Genomic DNA, 16,791 nt, shown 5'->3' on the forward strand with positions numbered 1-16,791 from the left:
GCTTGCGTTTGATGCTTGCGGCGCTGGCGATGACGGCGGCTGCACCGGTGTGGGCGGAGACGCCTGCACCGGTGACGGTCAGCGACACGGTCGTCGACACGCTGTCGGAGCGGCTGTTTCCGATGCTCGGCGCGCTGGGGCGGTTGCCGACAGCGACGTTCGATACGCGGGCGCGACGGATTGCCGCGTGCGGTGACGTACCCGCCTGCGTGATCGAGGCGACGATCTGGACCGATCAGGACCGAGCGATGGTCGTCGCCAGTCTGTCCAAGAATGGCGCGCGGCCGAAGTCGAATGCCGACCTGCCAGTTGCGGCCGGCATCGATCAGGAACTCGAGGCACTGAACGTCGTGCTCCGGGTTTACGGCCTCGGCTTGCCCGGACGCTACCCGAAGATCGACGGACCGATCTTAGCCACCGACACGCCCTTCTTCGCCGACAGCGTGAAGGTCGCGATCGATACCGCGCGCGCCGCGTCGGATGCGCCGCCCGCGACGATCGCGGCCAGCGTGCGGTTGGCCGTGGCGTTGCTCGATGCCAACGATGCGACAGCGGCTATGCGGTTCGAACCGCTCGACCAGCGCGAGAATGCAGGCGCACGCACGCTTGCCGCGCGGACCGACTGGAAGGCCTTCCGCTATTCGCTGCTGATCGTGCCCGGCGTCGGTCCTGAAGATACGGGTACTGAACTCAGCCCACGCAGCAAGCTCCACGCGCTGCTCGCCGCGCAACGCTATCGCCAGGGTCTTGCACCGTTCATCCTCGTCTCGGGCAGCGCGGTGCATCCGCGCGGCACGCGGTTCGTCGAAGCCGTCGAGATCCGCCGCGCACTGGTCGAGCGCTACGGCATCCCCGCCGACCGCGTCATCCTCGAGCCCTATGCCCGGCACACGACCACCAACCTGCGCAACGCGACGCGGCGGATGGTGGCGCTCGGTATCCCGCTCGATCGTCCGACGCTGATCGTCACCGACGCCGAGCAGAGCAAATACATCGAGAGCCCGACCTTCACCGACCGCAACCGCACGGAACTGGGGTATCTGCCGGGCGCGGTCGGGCGGCGGCTGTCAGTGTACGATCTCGAATTTCAGCCGTCGCGGCTATCCCTGCGCCACGATCCGCGCGATCCTCTCGATCCATGAACGATTATTTCAGGCACGCATTGTCCAGCACGACAAACACCCCTGCCTCCACCCCGGCGAAGGCCGGGGCCCAATTGGGGGACGGCCATAACCGGGGATCGCGCTCCGTCACGTCGACCTTTCCAATTGTGCCCCGGCCTTCGCCGGGGTGGTTGAAATATCCGCTGCTTCTCGTCCTGTTCGCGACCCCCGCCGCCCTCACCGCGCAAGAAACCCCCGCCGACCTGGTCGACCCCTTCGTCGGCACCCTCGCCGATTTCGGCCAACTCTCCCCCGCCGCAGTCGCACCGTTCGGCATGATGCAGCTCGGCCCCGACACCAGCCCCGCCAACCACGCCGGCTACGACCATGCCGCGACCACATTGCTCGGCTTCTCGCACACCCGCGGCGTCGGAGTCGGCTGCGGCGGCGCAGGCGGCGACCTGATGATCTCGCTGCGCTATGCTGGCCAGACCGGCCCGGCACTGATCGACAAATCCAGCGAAGCCGCGCATCCCGGCACCTACCGCGTCCGCTACGCCGGCGGCATCCTGGCCGAAATGGCAACGACACGGGGGGCGGGCGTGCTGCGCTTCACCCTGCCCCGCGCCGGCACGGTCGACCTGCGGATCGACCCGCGCCACAGCTATTCGAAACGTCTGGCCGCCAGCTGGGGCAGCCTCGCCAGTGACGACCTCCGCGCCGACCTCGTCGCGGGCACGGTCTGCGATCAGGGCGCCTATCATCTCCACAGCGCCAGCCGCATCCTCGTCAACGGACGGCGGATCCACCAGACGCTGACCGCCGGCCCGAACGATCTGGCCACGCTCCGCATCGCCGGCAAAGCGGGCGACACGATCGAGGTCCGCACCGGGCTCTCGACCGTCGACGGACGCGGCGCAGCATCGGTCCGCGACACGGAAGTCGGCAACAAGTCCCTCGCCGCCGTCGCGACCGAAACACGCGCCGTCTGGAACCGCGTCCTCGGCCGCGTGGTGCCGAGCGGCTCGCGAGACCAGCGTGCGCTGTTCTACACCTCGCTCTACCGCGTCATGGAAACCCCGGTCGCGATCGACGATCCCGACGGGCGCCACCGCGACAATGACGGCGCGGTGCAGACCTCGCCCAAGGGCCGGACGCGCTACGCCAACTGGTCGCTATGGGACAATTACCGCACCCAGATGCCGCTGCTCGCGCTGCTCCAGCCCGAGCGCAGCGCCGATATCGCGCAGTCGCTGGTCGCGCTCTATGCGAACGGTAAAGCGCAATGGTCGACTCCCCACGAACCCTTCCTGACGGTCCGCACCGAGCATGCCGGGATCGCGCTGCTCGACATGCACCGCAAGGGCATCGCGTTCGACGCGGCCGCCGCGCTGGCCGGAATGGCGGCGGACAGCGACACGCTCAAGCGCGGCACGCCCGACGAGCAGATCGAGGCCGCCTATGACGATTGGGCGACCGCCGAACTCGCACGCGATCTCGGCCGCACCGACCTCGCGAAGACTTTCACTGCCAAGGCGCAAAGCTACCGCCCGATGTGGCGATCGGTGTTCCAGACGCCCGGCGCGGACGGCGACGTGGTCAAAGCACGCGGGCTGTACCAGGGCACCTTGTGGCAATATCGCTGGGCGCCGATCTTCGACCTGCCTTGGATGACGCAAACGGTCGGGCGCGATCGACTGCTCGGCGAACTGCATCATTTCTTCGATGCCGGCCTGTTCAACATGACCAACGAGCCCGACATCCATGTGCCCTGGATGTTCGCCGCGCTGGGCCAGCCGCAGCCGACCGCCGATCTGATCCGGACGATCCTGACCAAGCCGATCGCGCATCCCTATACCAACAGCGGCAAGCTGCCGGTGCCGTTCGTCGGCCACAGCTTCGCGCTGTCGCCTCAGGGGTTCGCCGACGGGATGGACGACGATGCCGGCGGGATGACCGCGTGGTACGTGTTCGCGACGCTCGGCCTATATCCGCTGGTACCCGGCGAACCGTGGTACGTCGTGACGACCCCGGCGTTCTCGCGCTCCGACATCGATCTCGGCAATGGCCACCGGCTGACGATCCGGCGCTCGGGGCCCGAGGACGGCCGGATCACGCAGGCCAGCCTCAACGGACGCCCCCTCCCGAACTTCCGCGTCCAGCACGCGGACCTGCTCCGCGGCGGCACGCTGACGATCACGACGGTAAGAATTGTCCCGCAACTGCAAGACGCCGCCGCTAAGACGGTGAACGATGGAGCAAGCCGCCCCCGCTGACGTCTTCGATCCCCCGGTCCAGCGGGCCCGGATGATCGGCTATGCGAGCGGCAATTTTGGCAAGAACGTCCTCGCGTCGACGATGGATGTCTTCCTGCTGTTCGTCCTGACCGAACGCTGGGGCGTGTCGCCAGCGGCTGCCGGGCTCGTGGTGATGATCGGGCTGGTGTGGGACGGCCTCTGCGATCCGCTGCTCGGCCGGCTGGTCGATCGGTCCGCGGACCGGCTCGGGCTGTACCGGCGACTGCTGTTCGTCGGTGCGCCCCTCGTGGGGGTGTTCTTCACGCTGTTCTTCCTCGATCCCGGCTGGCGCGGACCGGCGATCCTCGCATGGGCGACCGTGATGGTACTGCTGTTCCGCACCGCCTATTCGGTGTGCGACGTCGCGCACAACGCGTTGATGATGCGGATGACGCGGGCGCCGGGCGCCGCGACGACGCTGTCCGGCTTGCGTTATATGTTCAGCTGCCTCAGTGCGCTGACCGTCGCACATTTCGCGCGCGCATTCGTCGATCCGGCGGCCGACCGCGGTGGTTATGGCCTGCTCGCCGTCACCGGCGGTGCGGCCCTCGCCTATGTCGCGACCCTGTGGCTGTCGGCTGCTGCCGCACCGCGATCGGTGGTCGCACCTGCCGCCTCGGCCCCGCGCGCGCCGCTCGCCTGGGTTCTCGGCAACCGGCCGTTGCTGCTATTGCTGGCGCTCGGCTTCGTTCAGGCACTGACGCTACCGTTCTTCGCACGCTCCTTCGCCTATATCGGCAAGGGGATATTTCACGATCCGGGCTGGACCGGCAAGGCGCTGACTATGCTGGCGCTCTCGCAACTCGTCGCGCTGCCCGGCTGGATGTGGGTGGCCCGGCGTTTCGAGCAAGGCCACGTGCTTGGTCTCGCGCTGGCCACCACCGCAGCCGGCCTGACGCTTTTTGCGACCGGATCCGCGGCGATGATCGCCGGCATCGCAGTGTTCGGCGTCGGGAATGCGGGGTTGCAGATGATGCTCTGGGCGGCGCTCGCCAACGCGATCGATCACGGGGAACGCGATACCGGCACGCGGTTCGAAGGGCTTCCGGTCGCATTGCTGCTGTTGACGCTGAAAACGGGCGGCGGTCTCAGCGGTGCGCTGCTCGGCCATGGTCTATCGCTGACCGGATGGAACGCCACGGCACGGCTGACACCAAACCAAGGCGATCAGTTGATGACGCTGGCATGGTCCGTGCCATTAGGCGGCGCGCTATCATGTCTAGCGTTGCTGGTATGTTTAAGGCGCCGACATTCGTCGGACGGGTTTACCGCACGCTCGTCATGGTTTCCTCGATCGTCGTGTCCACGATCGCCCGGGAATGCCCCATGAAAAATTTCGACCCGGTCTTGATGCGGTAATCGGCCGAATTATTTTGCTCTCGCCGGACGCGTTGATCGGTCCGGTGACTGAGGGCACCGGCTCTCCCGGTGCTCCTCGTGCTCAGATTGCTCATGAGGAGGATTTGGATATGAGGACGAACTTCGATTTTACGCCCTATCGTCGGTCCACCGTCGGCTTCGACCGGTTGTTCGACCTGTTGGAGGCGACCGCGCGGACCGAGACGGTCGATGGCTATCCGCCGTTCGATATCGAACGCGAGAGCGAGGACAGCTATCAGATCACGCTCGCGGTGGCCGGGTTCCGCCCCGACGACATCGAGATCGTCGCGCAGAACAACCAGTTGACGGTCAGCGGGCGCAAGCCGGACGATCGCGACGAAGGCCGCTTCGTCCACCGCGGCATTGCGACGCGCGCGTTCGAGCGACGGTTCCAGCTCGCTGATTTCGTCCAGGTGCAGACCGCGAGCTTCGACAACGGACTGTTGCGGATCGCCCTGAAGCGCGAAATACCCGAGGCGATGAAACCGCGCCGGATCGAGATCACGGGTGCGGCGGCGAACGACCGCGCGCACGATACCGAGGTCCGGATCGAGGATCATCAGGCGGACCGCAACGCCGCCTGATCGGTCCTGAACAATCGAAGGGCGGTTGCCGGCTACGACGCTGGCAACCGCCCTTTTTTTGCCTTCGATACGGCCCGCAGTCGGCGAGCCGTATGCGGTTTCACCGTGGCGGTGGCGGCTTGACGTAGATATCGGCGGCAGACGGAACGACGTGGTTCGGCCGCGAAGACAGCCGCAACCAGCCGCCGCGCAGGACCACCAGTGCGGCGGCGGTCGCGACGACGACCAGCCCGAGTTCGATCTTGCGGAGCGTATCGCGGTTGCGCTCCTCGGTATTCCACAGGCCCTCCCATTCCTCCTCGGAACGGGACTCGTGATGGGTCTCGTCGAACTCCGCATCGTAATCGCTGTGATCGCCGTGCTCCATCATGCGCGGCCTCCTTCCGCGAAGGTGCGGTCGTCGCCAACCAGCATCTCGACCGGGGTATCGCCGATCGGGCCGGGCGACTGATCTTCGTCGGTATGCGCAAACAGCCAGCGGCCGAGCAACCCGGCGACGGCAGCGCCGGTCAGCGGTGCGAGCCAGAACAGCCAGAGCTGCGACAGCGCCCAGCCGCCGACGAACAGGGCGGGGCCGGTGCTGCGCGCGGGATTGACCGACGTATTGTCGATCGGGATCGAGATCAGGTGGATGAGCGTCAGCGCGAGGCCGATCGAGAGCGGCGCGAACGCTGCGGGAGAGCGCTCATCGGTGGCGCCGAGAATAACGGTCAGGAAGCCCGCGGTCAGGATCGCCTCAGCGAGAAACGCAGTAGCGGCGCTGTAACCGCCCGGCGAATGCGCGCCATAACCATTGGCCGCGAACCCACTAGCGACCAGATCGAACCCGGCCGTACCGGAGGCGAGTGCCGCAAGCGCCGCGCTGGCAAGGATTCCGCCTACGAGTTGCGCGAGGACATAGCCGGGCAGATCGCGCGCGGGAAACCGCCCGGCGATCGTCAGGCCCAGGCTAACCGCGGGGTTGAAATGCCCGCCGGAGATAAAGCCGACGGCAAACGCCATCGTGAAGACGGTCAGGCCGAAGGCGAGCGAAACGCCGACCAGACCGATCGAACCGGGAACATCAGTGCCGGCTGCCAGCACGGCGGCGCCGCAACCGCCAAGGACCAGCCAGAAAGTCCCGATCGTCTCGGCGGCCAGACGGCGCGCGGTCGCGATCGGACGGGGGCGCCGCGCTGCTCCGGCAGCGGGGCGAAACTGTGGCGTTTCGGTCATCCTCGTGTGCCTCGTACAGGACGCCTCGACGTGCGTCTCTGATCCTCGAAATTGGGGGCGGCGGAGGCCTTGGCCGTCCGCCGCCTTTTTTGGGCTCAGCCCGTACGGCTTACTTGCCGCGGAGCGTGTTGATCAGCGCGATGCCGAGGACGCCGGCAACCGCTGCTGCAGTGAAGGGACGCTCCTTCGAGAACTGGCGCACATAGTCGACGAGCGGACGGATGTTGTCTTCGACAACGTCCTTGGCCTGGCCGACGGTCTTCTGGACGGTGCCGCCCAACTGATCCGCAACGCCTTCGCTCTTCAGCGACTTGTCGCCGGTCGCGGTGCCGAGAGCTTCCTTGGCCTTGCCGCCGAAATCGGTTGCTGCGCCTGCGAGGGTATCGGTGTTCATGGATAGTCTCCTTGGTTGATAATGGTTTGAAGAGAGGTAATCAGAAACGAGGCGTGTCGGTAACGTCGCGCGCGTCGTTACGATCCTCGAACGATGCGGATTGCGGACGGTTCATCGAATCTGCCGTCGTTTCTTCGCCGAGCGAACGCTTGGTGGCGGCGTTGTCGCCAGCCTTGGCTCCATCAAGCATACGCTTAACCGCATTGCCCGCCGCATCGCGACCGCCCAACCCGAAAGCCAGTGCAAAAGCCACCGCGATCGCACCGAGCAGCAACCCGAACGCCAGGTTGATGATGTCGTCAGCCAGGCCCATGAAGCGCAGGCCGATCGCCGTGCCGAGCACGATGATCGCGATCCGCACGACCGGTGCCGCAACGCGCGTGCCCTGGTCGCCGTTACGCTCGACCGCATGGGCTACGATGCGCGCGATGACGACCGATGCGAAGATGATGATCGCACCGAACACGACCTGCCCGAACAGCGTCAGCACCTCGGCCATGATCTGCGAGCCATAGGCGAAGTTCAGCTGGCGGAAGGCTTCCATCAGGCCGAAGATCAGGATCGCGGCGAACGCGCCGGTGCCCACGGCCTTGGACGGCACGAGCGAGGGACCGGTCGTGCCGAGCTGGCGGTTCTCTGCGCTGCCGAAGATGCCGATCGAGCCGATCGTCCGGTCGAAACCGGTCGTGGCCAGGAACTGCGTCAACAGGCGCGACGCGAACTTGGCGATGACATAGGCGACGGCGAGGATCATGCCTGCGGCGATGACGTGCGGGATGGCATCGAGAATGATGCGCAGCATGGCAGTTGCCGGCTGCGAGATCGCCGCGATGTTCAGCGTGTCGAGCGCCGCGATCGACACCGGAATGATGATCAGCGCAAACACGATGCCACCGATGGTCCGGGGCAGCATGGTCGGATCGCTCGGCCTGGTCGCCCCGACATGCGTCGAGAAGCGCTCGACATGGCTGGCCGTGATGACCGCCTCGACCGCCTTCTTGGCGACCTTGGCAAGCACATAGCCCAGGAAGAAGATCAGCGCGGCGCCGATAATCCGCGGGACCGCCTGGCCGAACCCCTGAAGCATGTCACCAAGCGGGCCGGTCGCGCCGGCAAGCCCCAGCGGCTGCGTTGCGAGGAACAGCGCGATCAGCAGAACCACCCAATAGGCGGCATCGCCAACCTGCGCGCCGATCGTGGTCGGGTTGCGCGGGTTGGCGTTCGGTTCGTTGGCGTGAATCGCGAGCGGCGTCTTGTTGACGAGCTTGGCGACGCCCCACTTCACGGCGCGGGCGATCGCCCAGCCGATCATCAGGATGATCAGCGCGGCGATGATCCGCGGCGTCCAGATTTCCACGTAGCTCCAAGCTTGCGCCCCGAAGTCGCGGGTGTTCGATACGACCGTATCGCCCGCATAGGTTACGTCTTGCATGATAGTGTCCCTAGAAACCCTCTACGGGGCCTGGTTCCGGAAGATACGCGGCATCCTCCGAACGGACGCCGATGCCGCATCCGATCCTGTTACGTCAGAGCGGCGATGCCGGATCAGCCAGAATACCGCACGCCGCCGCGGCCTTGCCGACTTCGAGCGGTACCTTGGGATCCTTGACCTGGCCGGAAACGCGGATGAAATCGCTCACCGTCAGGCGTCCCGGCGTCGTGTCGCCTTCGCGCGATGCCTTGGCGGCACGGCCAAGTTGCTGGAGCTGCCCGAGCGACAGGTTTGCCTCGAGTCGGTCGCCGACGCACCGCGACTGCGCCGGCTGGAAGCCATAGCCCTCGAGCGAGGTCGCGATCTTTGCCGACGGGTTGACGCACGCGGACAGCGACAACGCGCCCATCCCGACCGTGAGAACCCCTGCGATGCATGCGAAACTACGATGCTGAATCATGATAAGCCCCTGTCTTCGGGCGCCATGCGGCTTCCGTCCGATCGGACGTAAAACCCATATTTCCCAAACGCATAACAAGCAGCCAGCGGGATGTATCCTAGGTAGTGATGCACTATCGGACCATGCGAATTATACCATCCGCGGACTGGGTCGATCGCGCGAACACGGCACCGGGCGGCGGACCGGCCGGTGCTGGATTTCAGCCGACAGCCTTGCTGAGGATGCGGGAAAGCTGCTCGACCGAATACGGCTTGTGAAGCAGTTCGAACCCGTGCGTGCCGTCCTGCGCCAGCACGTTGCTGTAGCCGGACGTCAGGACTACGGGCAGCGTCGGGTAGCAGTCACGGATCGCTTTTCCCAGTTCGATGCCATTCATCCCGGGCATGACCACATCGGAAAAGACGATGTCGAACCGGGTCGCGTTCGCAGCGAGTTCGGCCAATGCCTCCTGTGCGTCGCCCGCCCACACCGTCACGTACCCGAGTTCGGCGAGCGACTGGGTGGTGAAGATGCCGACCTCCTTATTGTCCTCGACCACCAGGACACAGGTGCCGTGGCCATCCGCAAGCCCCTCGCCCACCGCATCGAGTTCGGCCACCGCGCCTTGGTCGACCTGCGGGAGATACAGCGTGAACACCGTGCCTCGCCCGACCTCGCTCTCGACGGTGATGTCGCCACCGGATTGCTTGGCGAACCCGAACACCTGACTGAGGCCGAGACCGGTGCCCTGCCCAACGCCTTTGGTCGTGAAGAACGGCTCGAAGATGCGCTCCAGTTTGTCGGGCTCGATCCCCGATCCGCTGTCGGCCATCGCGATCGCGACATACCGCCCCTCGACCGCCGGGTGCGAGCGAACGGCGGGAATGCGCGTCGCCGACCGCACCGTGATGTCGATCCGCCCCGCCCCCTCCATCGCATCGCGCGCGTTGACCGCCATGTTGACCAGCGCGGTATCCAGCTGGCTCGGGTCGACGCTGGTAAAACAGGGCGTCTCAGGAATATCGATGGCGATGACGATTCGCGATCCGGTCAGCGTGCCGAGCATGTCGGAAATAACCCGCAGGCTTTGTCCGACATCGATCACCTCGGGCTGCAGCGCCTGACGGCGCGCGAAGGCGAGCAACTGACCCGTCAGCTTCGCGGCGCGATCGGCGGTATCGGAGATCGCATCGATATACCGCTCCCGCCGTTCGGGGCTGAGATCGGGACGCTTGAGTAGATCGGTAGCCGAACGGATCACGGTCAGCAGGTTGTTGAAGTCGTGCGCGACCCCGCCGGTCAACTGGCCGACCGCCTCCATCTTCTGCGACTGACGCAGGGCGTCCTCGGCGGTCTGCAGCTCGCTCGTCCGCGCTGCGACCTGCTGTTCGAGCGACGCCGCGAGCGTGCTCAACGCATGTTCCGAGCGGCGGCGTTCGGTGGCGATCCGCGTCCGCTCGGCAACTTCGCGAATGAATACGACCTCGTCCGGTCGCCAGCGTCGCGACGCCGCCGACCCGACGTACAGCATCGCCACGAGGCAGCTATTCTCCATGACCGGCATGTTGATGATCGCCCGCGCGTCGAGCGCTTCGAGCGCGATTGTCGTCGTGACGGTCCGCGGATCGGTCCGCGCGTCCTCGATGCAAACCTCGTCACCACGCTTCAGGTCGTCGATGTACGAGCCATAGCCGCGCAGCGCGAAAACGCCCTTGAGCGGCTTCACGGTGAGGGCGCTCCAGTCGCGGACGATCGTCACCGTCTCGGCCGAGAGGTCGATTTCGCCAAAGCCGGCGCGACTGGCCTCGAGCGTGCTGCCGATGATCCGTGCCGCAGCAAACGCAATGTCGTCCGGCTGATCGATATCGCGGAAGACGTCACCGAGTTCGACGAGGCCCGCGCGCATGATCTCGTTGCGTTGATGCTCGGTGATATCGGTCGACACGCCGGCGATCCGCAACGCCTCGCCCTTGGCATCATAGAAAGGCTGGCCGCGCGATGCGATCCAGCGCACCTCGCCGTCCGGCCGGAGGATACGATAGATGACGTCGTAGTCATTGCCCTCGGCGATGCACCGACGGACTTCGGCCGCGCTTTTTTCGCGGTCGTTCGGATGGATGACCTGCAACCGCTCGTCATAGGTGAAGGGTTGATCGAGCGGACGCCCAAAAATCTCTTTGCAGGTTTCCGACGCGATCAGTTGGCGACTGACCACATCGAGCGTCCAGGTGCCGAACCGTGCTGCCTTGAGCGTGAACGCCAGTTCGCGCTCATGCTCCTTTTGGAGCCGCAGGCGATCGGTCAGTTCCGCCATCAGCGACGCATTGCTGACTTCCAGGCCATGCAACTTCTCGCGCTCGATCGTCACGTCGACCTGGCTGGCGAAGAAATACGCCAGTACGCCCTCGGTATCGTACACCGGCGCCATCAACAGCCGGTTCCAGAACAGCTCGCCATTGCTGCGATGATTGCGGATATCGATCTCGATCGATTCGGCGCGGCGCACCGCATCGCGGATCTTCGCGACCGCATCCGGATCGGTTTCAGGCCCCTGCAGGAACCGACAGTTACGCCCGAGAATTTCCTCCCGCAGATAGCCGCTGAGCCGGCAGAACGCATCGTTGGCGAACACCACGGGATTATCCGGAAGGCGCGGATTGGTGATGATCATCGGCATCCGGGTCGCCCGCACCGCCGCGACGAACGGATCGGTCCCGACATCCTGCCCCAGCACCTGGGCCGCGATGCGCTCGGCGTCCGCCGTCATTTTCGGCACGCCCTGGACGGTGCTGTCGGTCGTATCGGTCAAAGCCCGCCTCGATTGTCGCTAAGTCCCTGACATCTAGGCGACGCCCCGGATGGCTGCAATGGAGCCTTGCTCGCCGAGATTTATCCGACCGCTGCCGTCGAACCGCGACGCGGCGCGTTGAGCACCCCGAGGACGTTTTTCATAGAGGATGGTCGTTGCCGAATTTTCTGGTGGCCGAAAGCGAGACGGCAGACGAGCGCGAGGCGCGGCGCCGACATGCGGGGAAGAGTTCGGGCGAGACCTATGCCGCGACGCTGCGGCAGCTCCGACCCGATGCCGCGATTACCATCGTTGCCCCTGCCGATGAGGGCGCACACGTGTTCGACGCCGCCGCGCTGCATGCCTTCGATGCGGTGTTCGTCACCGGATCGCCAATGCATGTCTATGACGACACGCCGGAAGTTCGCCGCCAGATCGCTTTCATGCGCATGGTCTTTGCATCGCGCACGCCATCGTTCGGATCCTGTGCCGGGTTGCAGATCGCGGTTGCCGCGGCCGGCGGCACCGTCCGTAGAATGCCCGAACGGCTCGAGGCCGGTATCGCGCGCCGCATCACGCCGACCGAGGCAGGCCGCGATCACCCCTTACTCGCAGGCCGGGCCGCGAGTTGGGACGCGCCGGCGATCCACGGCGACGAGGTCGAGACGCTTCCCGCGGATGCGACCCTGCTGGCCAGCAACGCGGTCACTGCCGTCCAGGCCGCGGAAATCCGCCATGACGGCGGGGTTTTCTGGGGCGTACAATATCACCCCGAACTGGCGCCGGGCGAGATCGCCATCGCGTTGCGTCGCCAGTCGTCCGACATCGTCGACGCGGGACTTGCCGAGAGCGATGCCGATGTCGAACGGCAGGCGGCGTTGCTCGACGCGCTTCACGACGCACCCGATCGCCGCTCGCTATTATGGGCCTTGGGCGTCGACCATGCCTTCGCCGAAGAGACGCTGCGCCGAACCGAGCTTATCAATTTCCTCGATCATCTCGCCGGGCGCTGACCGCGACCGCATGCAATCCCGACGAACGCGATGCCCCCCGGGGCGAATCGTATCGGGAACTTGCCTCTGGTCCTGACAACGGCATGGATAGGAAAATGACCGACGCATCCACCATCACGCTCCATCGCCAAGGCTTCGAACAGCGGCCGGTGATCGTTATCGACGATTTCTGGTCGGATCCCGACGCGTTGCGCGACGATGCCGCGAGCCTTCGCATGGGTGTGATCGGACCGCATTATCCCGGCGTTCGCGCGGCAGTACCCCCTCGACTGGCGGAAACGATGCGACGGAAGATCGCACCGTTGCTGGCCGAACATTTCGGGCTCGATTCCGCCCCGGCGATTTCCGAAGCCTATTATTCTCTCGTCACCACCGCGCCCGCCGACCTCGCCCCGATCCAGCGCCTGCCGCATTTCGATGGCGTCGAGCCGCGGCGCATCGCCGTGCTGTTGTTCCTTGGCCACGGCGAACAGGGTGGCACCGCTTTCTATCGGCAGCGCGCGACGGGCTATGAAAGCGTCGATGCGACGAGGTTCGACCGATTTACGGAAGCGCTGGATACCGCAGTCCAGGCGCACGGCCTGCCCGACGCGGCCTATATTACCGACGATACGCCGCTCTTCGAACGGATCGCGGTACAGCCCGCCGTTTTCAACCGGGCACTCGTCTATGCGGGCAATACGCTGCACTGTGCCTATCTGCCGCCCGAAACGGTCCTTACCGCCGATCCGTTGGCGGGACGGCTGACGCTCAACCTGTTCCTGTTCGACGACTGATCGCGCCGACGCGCGGCTTAGGGCAATGATCGCGCCGACGCGCGGCTGGGGCAGTGATCGCGCCGACGCGCGGCTTAGGGCAATGGTCGCGCCGACACGCGGCTAGGGCAGTGGTCGCGCCGACGCGCGGCTAGAGCATCCCCAGGTCTGTGTTCGTGCAGCGCGGCATAAGCTGCTGACACGGCTGTGAATACGTATGCTGATTCCTTTTGCCGGGCCCCTCTCGGGGATACAGCGGCTTCAGGACAATCGACGCGCATGCACGACGTCGAGGACACTGAAAAACACAGCCGAGGATGCGCGGGATCCGTCTCGCCGAAGGGGATTTCATGAGCAATTTCAAACCGTATCGCGGCCACGCGACGTTCGGACTGACGACGCACACGCGCCTCGCGCTCCGGGTCAGCGCAGCCGCGCTCGCCGCAGCGCTGATCCTGCCGGGACAGGCTGCATTCGCGCAGGTCGCACCCTCGACTGCGACACCCGGTACGCCGAACGCCAACCCGACCGCGGCTGCGCAGGTCGATGCCGTCACCACCGCTGCCGAGCCGACGCCGCAGCCGGCGGACGCGGTTCCCACCGCACCACAAGATGCTGCTGCACAGGCCGTTGCATCGCCGGACGACGCGTCCGACGGCGGTGACATCGTCGTGACCGGCATCCGCGCCGGCCTCGAATCCTCCGCCAAGATCAAGCGCCAGTCGGTGCTGATCGTCGACTCGATCTCGGCCGAAGACGTCGGCAAGCTACCCGACGTGTCGATCGCGGACTCGCTCGCGCGCCTGCCGGGCGTGACCGCACAGCGTCTCGAAGGCCGCGACCAGCGCCTGTCGATCCGCGGCCTCGGCCCCGATTTCTCGACCACGCTGCTCAACGGCCGCGAACAGGTCACGACCGGTGACAATCGCGGCGTCGAGTTCGACCAGTATCCGTCTGAATTCTTCAAGAACGTCAACGTCTACAAGTCGGCCGACGCCTCGCTGATCGCCGCCGGCATCGCCGGCACGGTCGACCTGCGGATGCTGCGTCCGCTCGACCAGCCCAACCGGATCGTCGCGATCAGCGCGCGTGGCCAGATGAACGGCATCGACAAGCTCAATCCAGACGGCACGCGCTACGGCTATCGCGCCTCTGCGACCTATGTCGACAAGTTCGCCGACGACACGCTCGGCATCGCGATCGGCGTATCCGCGACGCAGACGCCGTCGCAGAACGAGCGCTACAATGCGTGGGGCTATAGCGGCACCGGCACCGCAGCCGACCCGTTCCTGGTCAACGGCGCCAAGCCCTATGTCCAGTCGAACGAACTGAAGCGCTACGGCGGCGTCGCGACGATCGAGTGGCAGCCGTCCGACAGCTTCCATTCGACCTTCGACGCGCTGTATTCGCATTTCCAGGAAACGCAGATCCTGCGCGGCATCGAATTCCCGCTCGCGGGGCAGCTGGCCAGCGCCGGTACGGTCGGCGGCACGACGGTTTCGGGCGTGACGAGCAGCGACGGTTTCGTCACCGACGCAACGTTCGGCAACGTCTTCGGCGTGCAGCGCAACGATTATAACCAGCGCAAGGCGGACAATTACTCGTTCGGCTGGAACAACGATCTCAAGCTGACCGACACGATCCACCTGAACGTCGACGCGAGCTGGAGCCATGCGGACCGCACCGACTTCCTGCTCGAAACCAACACCGGCACCGGTTTCGCGAAGAGCGGCGCGGCCGACACCGTCACGGTCAAGCAGAACGGCAACGGCACCTACACCTTCTCGCCGACGCTGGATTACACCGACACCAACGTCTTCAAGCTGACCGATCCGCAAGGGTGGGGCAACAACGGCACGCAGCAGGTCGTCCAGACCGGCTTCCTCAACCGGCCGAGCTTCAAGGACGATCTGAAGTCGCTGCGCGCGAGCCTCAACGGCGAATTCTCGAACAGCGTCGTCAAGGGCTGGGAAGCCGGCGGCAACTATAGCCAGCGCAAGAAGACCAGCGCCTACACGTCCTATTTCCTGTGCCCGCCGGGCGGCGGCGTGGGCTGCACCGTGGCGAGCGGCTCGCCGCTCAGCAGCGACGTTCCCAGCGAGGCGCAGCTCGGGACCAATGTCGCGCTCGATTATCTCGGCATCCCGCAGATGCTGACACTCGACCCGCTCTATCTCTATAACAACACGCTGCAGTCGGCGTTCGATGGCCGGCCGTCTGCGCTGGTGCGCGACAATGTCGTGCTCGAAAAGGTGTGGACCGGCTACGCGAAGGTCACGATCGACGGCCTGGTCGGCGACAAGCCGCTCAAGGGCTCGATCGGCGCGCAGGTCGTGCATTCGGACCAGAGCTCGACCGGGCAGATCGCCAGCGTCGTCGGTGGCGCGGTGACGATCGCACCGGTGAAGGAGTCGGTGAAATACACCAATTTCCTGCCGTCGGCGACGATGTCGGTCGAACTGATCCCGCTGGGCTTCGTCAAGGTCGGCGCATCGCAGACGATGATCCGTCCGCGCCTGGACCAGGAGCGCGTCACGCAGGACGTCGCGATCAACCTGACCAACATCGGCCAGACGCCTGCCGGCCTGTTCCCGGTGTTCACCTCGACCGGCGGCAACGTCAATCTGAAGCCGTATCAGTCGACCAACATCGATCTGTCGTTCGAGAAGTATTTCAGCGGCGGCGGCTATGTCGCGCTGTCGAGCTACTTCAAGCACCTGACCGACTTCGTCGATCCGAACAACTCGCTGCCCTACGACTTCTCGGCGCTGCTCCCGTCCCTGACCGCGGCGCAGCAGGCGCAGGTGATCGCGGCCGGTCAGACGATCGGCAATGTCTCCTTGCCCGACAACACCGGTCGCGGCGAAGTGCTCGGCGTCGAAGCAACCCTGTCGCTGCCGTTCAAGGCGATCACGTCCGCACTCGACGGGTTCGGCATGTTCGCCAGCGGCAACTACACGCAGTCGACGATCAAGTATGGCAGCAACCCGACCGAGGCGATCACCCTGCCCGGCCTGTCCAAATGGACCGGCAGCGGCACGATCTACTTCGAGAAATGGGGCTTCCAGGCGCGCGCGAACTATCGCTACCGCTCCAGCTTCCTGGCCGAGGTCGCAGGTCTGTCGGCCAACCCGACCTATCGCACCGCCCGGGCGGAAGCGATCCTGGATGCGCAGATCGGCTATGAGTTCCAGTCCGGCCCGCTTCGCAACTTCGCGATCCTGGCACAGGCGAAGAACCTGACCGACCGGCCGTTCGTCACCTACCAGAACGACGATCCGCGCCAGGTGATCGACTATCAGCGCTATGGTCGTGATTACTATGTGGGCATCACCTACAAGTTCTGACCGGGGGGCGGGGCGGTGGATGCCGCCCCGCGAGGCCCTGCTGA

At 65.5% G+C, this 16,791-nt stretch carries 13 protein-coding genes; 7 read left to right on the forward strand and 6 right to left on the reverse strand.

What is annotated here, in order from left to right:
• Positions 1-11 precede the first annotated feature (11 nt).
• From U1737_RS03975 to U1737_RS03990, 4 genes are all read left to right on the forward strand, one after another.
• Complete coding sequence (locus U1737_RS03975) at positions 12-1,142, forward strand: YdcF family protein (protein ID WP_332796036.1); 1,131 nt, start codon at positions 12-14, stop codon at positions 1,140-1,142.
• A 152-nt stretch (positions 1,143-1,294) separates the two neighbouring features.
• Positions 1,295-3,379 (forward strand): glycoside hydrolase domain-containing protein, encoded by a 2,085-nt coding sequence (locus U1737_RS03980; protein ID WP_332795716.1) that lies wholly within the window; start codon positions 1,295-1,297, stop codon positions 3,377-3,379.
• Positions 3,357-4,730 (forward strand): MFS transporter, encoded by a 1,374-nt coding sequence (locus tag U1737_RS03985; RefSeq protein ID WP_332795717.1) that lies wholly within the window; start codon positions 3,357-3,359, stop codon positions 4,728-4,730. The genes U1737_RS03980 and U1737_RS03985 overlap by 23 nt, the downstream gene beginning before the upstream one ends.
• A 139-nt stretch (positions 4,731-4,869) precedes the next feature.
• Positions 4,870-5,364, forward strand: coding sequence for an Hsp20 family protein (locus U1737_RS03990; RefSeq protein WP_332795718.1), 495 nt, complete (start codon positions 4,870-4,872; stop codon positions 5,362-5,364).
• Positions 5,365-5,464: 100 nt separating this feature from the next.
• On the opposite strand, the gene U1737_RS03995 is transcribed toward U1737_RS03990, so the two are convergent.
• From U1737_RS03995 to U1737_RS04020, 6 genes are all read right to left on the reverse strand, one after another.
• On the reverse strand, positions 5,465-5,734 hold the full coding sequence (locus tag U1737_RS03995; protein WP_332795719.1) for a hypothetical protein: 270 nt from the start codon (positions 5,732-5,734) through the stop codon (positions 5,465-5,467).
• Entirely contained in the window at positions 5,731-6,579 is an 849-nt protein-coding gene (aqpZ, locus tag U1737_RS04000; RefSeq protein WP_332795720.1) for an aquaporin Z, read from the reverse strand. The genes U1737_RS03995 and aqpZ overlap by 4 nt, the downstream gene beginning before the upstream one ends.
• Positions 6,580-6,688: 109 nt before the next feature.
• The gene (locus U1737_RS04005; RefSeq protein ID WP_187504463.1) at positions 6,689-6,973 is read right to left on the reverse strand and encodes a CsbD family protein; all 285 of its coding nucleotides are present in this window, start codon (positions 6,971-6,973) and stop codon (positions 6,689-6,691) included.
• Between the two features lie 40 nt (positions 6,974-7,013).
• Positions 7,014-8,405, reverse strand: a complete 1,392-nt coding sequence (locus U1737_RS04010) for a mechanosensitive ion channel (protein ID WP_248521885.1) — start codon at positions 8,403-8,405, stop codon at positions 7,014-7,016.
• Between the two features lie 94 nt (positions 8,406-8,499).
• Entirely contained in the window at positions 8,500-8,865 is a 366-nt protein-coding gene (locus U1737_RS04015; protein WP_332795721.1) for a hypothetical protein, read from the reverse strand.
• A 199-nt stretch (positions 8,866-9,064) separates the two neighbouring features.
• Positions 9,065-11,653, reverse strand: coding sequence for a PAS domain-containing protein (locus tag U1737_RS04020; protein WP_332795722.1), 2,589 nt, complete (start codon positions 11,651-11,653; stop codon positions 9,065-9,067).
• 155 nt (positions 11,654-11,808) lie between these two features.
• Here U1737_RS04020 and U1737_RS04025 point away from each other — a divergent pair, with 155 nt between their 5' ends.
• From U1737_RS04025 to U1737_RS04035, 3 genes are all read left to right on the forward strand, one after another.
• Positions 11,809-12,645, forward strand: a complete 837-nt coding sequence (locus U1737_RS04025) for a type 1 glutamine amidotransferase (RefSeq protein WP_248521888.1) — start codon at positions 11,809-11,811, stop codon at positions 12,643-12,645.
• A 95-nt stretch (positions 12,646-12,740) separates the two neighbouring features.
• The gene (locus tag U1737_RS04030) at positions 12,741-13,421 is read left to right on the forward strand and encodes a DUF6445 family protein (protein ID WP_248521889.1); all 681 of its coding nucleotides are present in this window, start codon (positions 12,741-12,743) and stop codon (positions 13,419-13,421) included.
• Between the two features lie 329 nt (positions 13,422-13,750).
• On the forward strand, positions 13,751-16,747 hold the full coding sequence (locus U1737_RS04035) for a TonB-dependent receptor (RefSeq protein ID WP_332795723.1): 2,997 nt from the start codon (positions 13,751-13,753) through the stop codon (positions 16,745-16,747).
• The last annotated feature ends 44 nt before the right edge of the window (positions 16,748-16,791 follow it).

The sequence above is a fragment of the Sphingomonas fucosidasi genome (genome assembly GCF_036663855.1).
Classification (GTDB): domain Bacteria; phylum Pseudomonadota; class Alphaproteobacteria; order Sphingomonadales; family Sphingomonadaceae; genus Sphingomonas; species Sphingomonas faeni_B.

Excerpts from the sequence above, each read along its gene's own strand:
- U1737_RS03975 (WP_332796036.1), top strand. The coding sequence starts at position 12 with ATGCTTGCGGCGCTGGCGATGACGGCGGCTGCACCGGTGTGGGCGGAG.
- U1737_RS03985 (WP_332795717.1), top strand. The coding sequence starts at position 3,357 with ATGGAGCAAGCCGCCCCCGCTGACGTCTTCGATCCCCCGGTCCAGCGG.
- U1737_RS03990 (WP_332795718.1), top strand. The coding sequence starts at position 4,870 with ATGAGGACGAACTTCGATTTTACGCCCTATCGTCGGTCCACCGTCGGC.
- U1737_RS03995 (WP_332795719.1), bottom strand. The coding sequence starts at position 5,734 with ATGATGGAGCACGGCGATCACAGCGATTACGATGCGGAGTTCGACGAG.
- aqpZ (WP_332795720.1), bottom strand. The coding sequence starts at position 6,579 with ATGACCGAAACGCCACAGTTTCGCCCCGCTGCCGGAGCAGCGCGGCGC.
- U1737_RS04005 (WP_187504463.1), bottom strand. The coding sequence starts at position 6,973 with ATGAACACCGATACCCTCGCAGGCGCAGCAACCGATTTCGGCGGCAAG.
- U1737_RS04010 (WP_248521885.1), bottom strand. The coding sequence starts at position 8,405 with ATGCAAGACGTAACCTATGCGGGCGATACGGTCGTATCGAACACCCGC.
- U1737_RS04015 (WP_332795721.1), bottom strand. The coding sequence starts at position 8,865 with ATGATTCAGCATCGTAGTTTCGCATGCATCGCAGGGGTTCTCACGGTC.
- U1737_RS04030 (WP_248521889.1), top strand. The coding sequence starts at position 12,741 with ATGACCGACGCATCCACCATCACGCTCCATCGCCAAGGCTTCGAACAG.
- U1737_RS04035 (WP_332795723.1), top strand. The coding sequence starts at position 13,751 with ATGAGCAATTTCAAACCGTATCGCGGCCACGCGACGTTCGGACTGACG.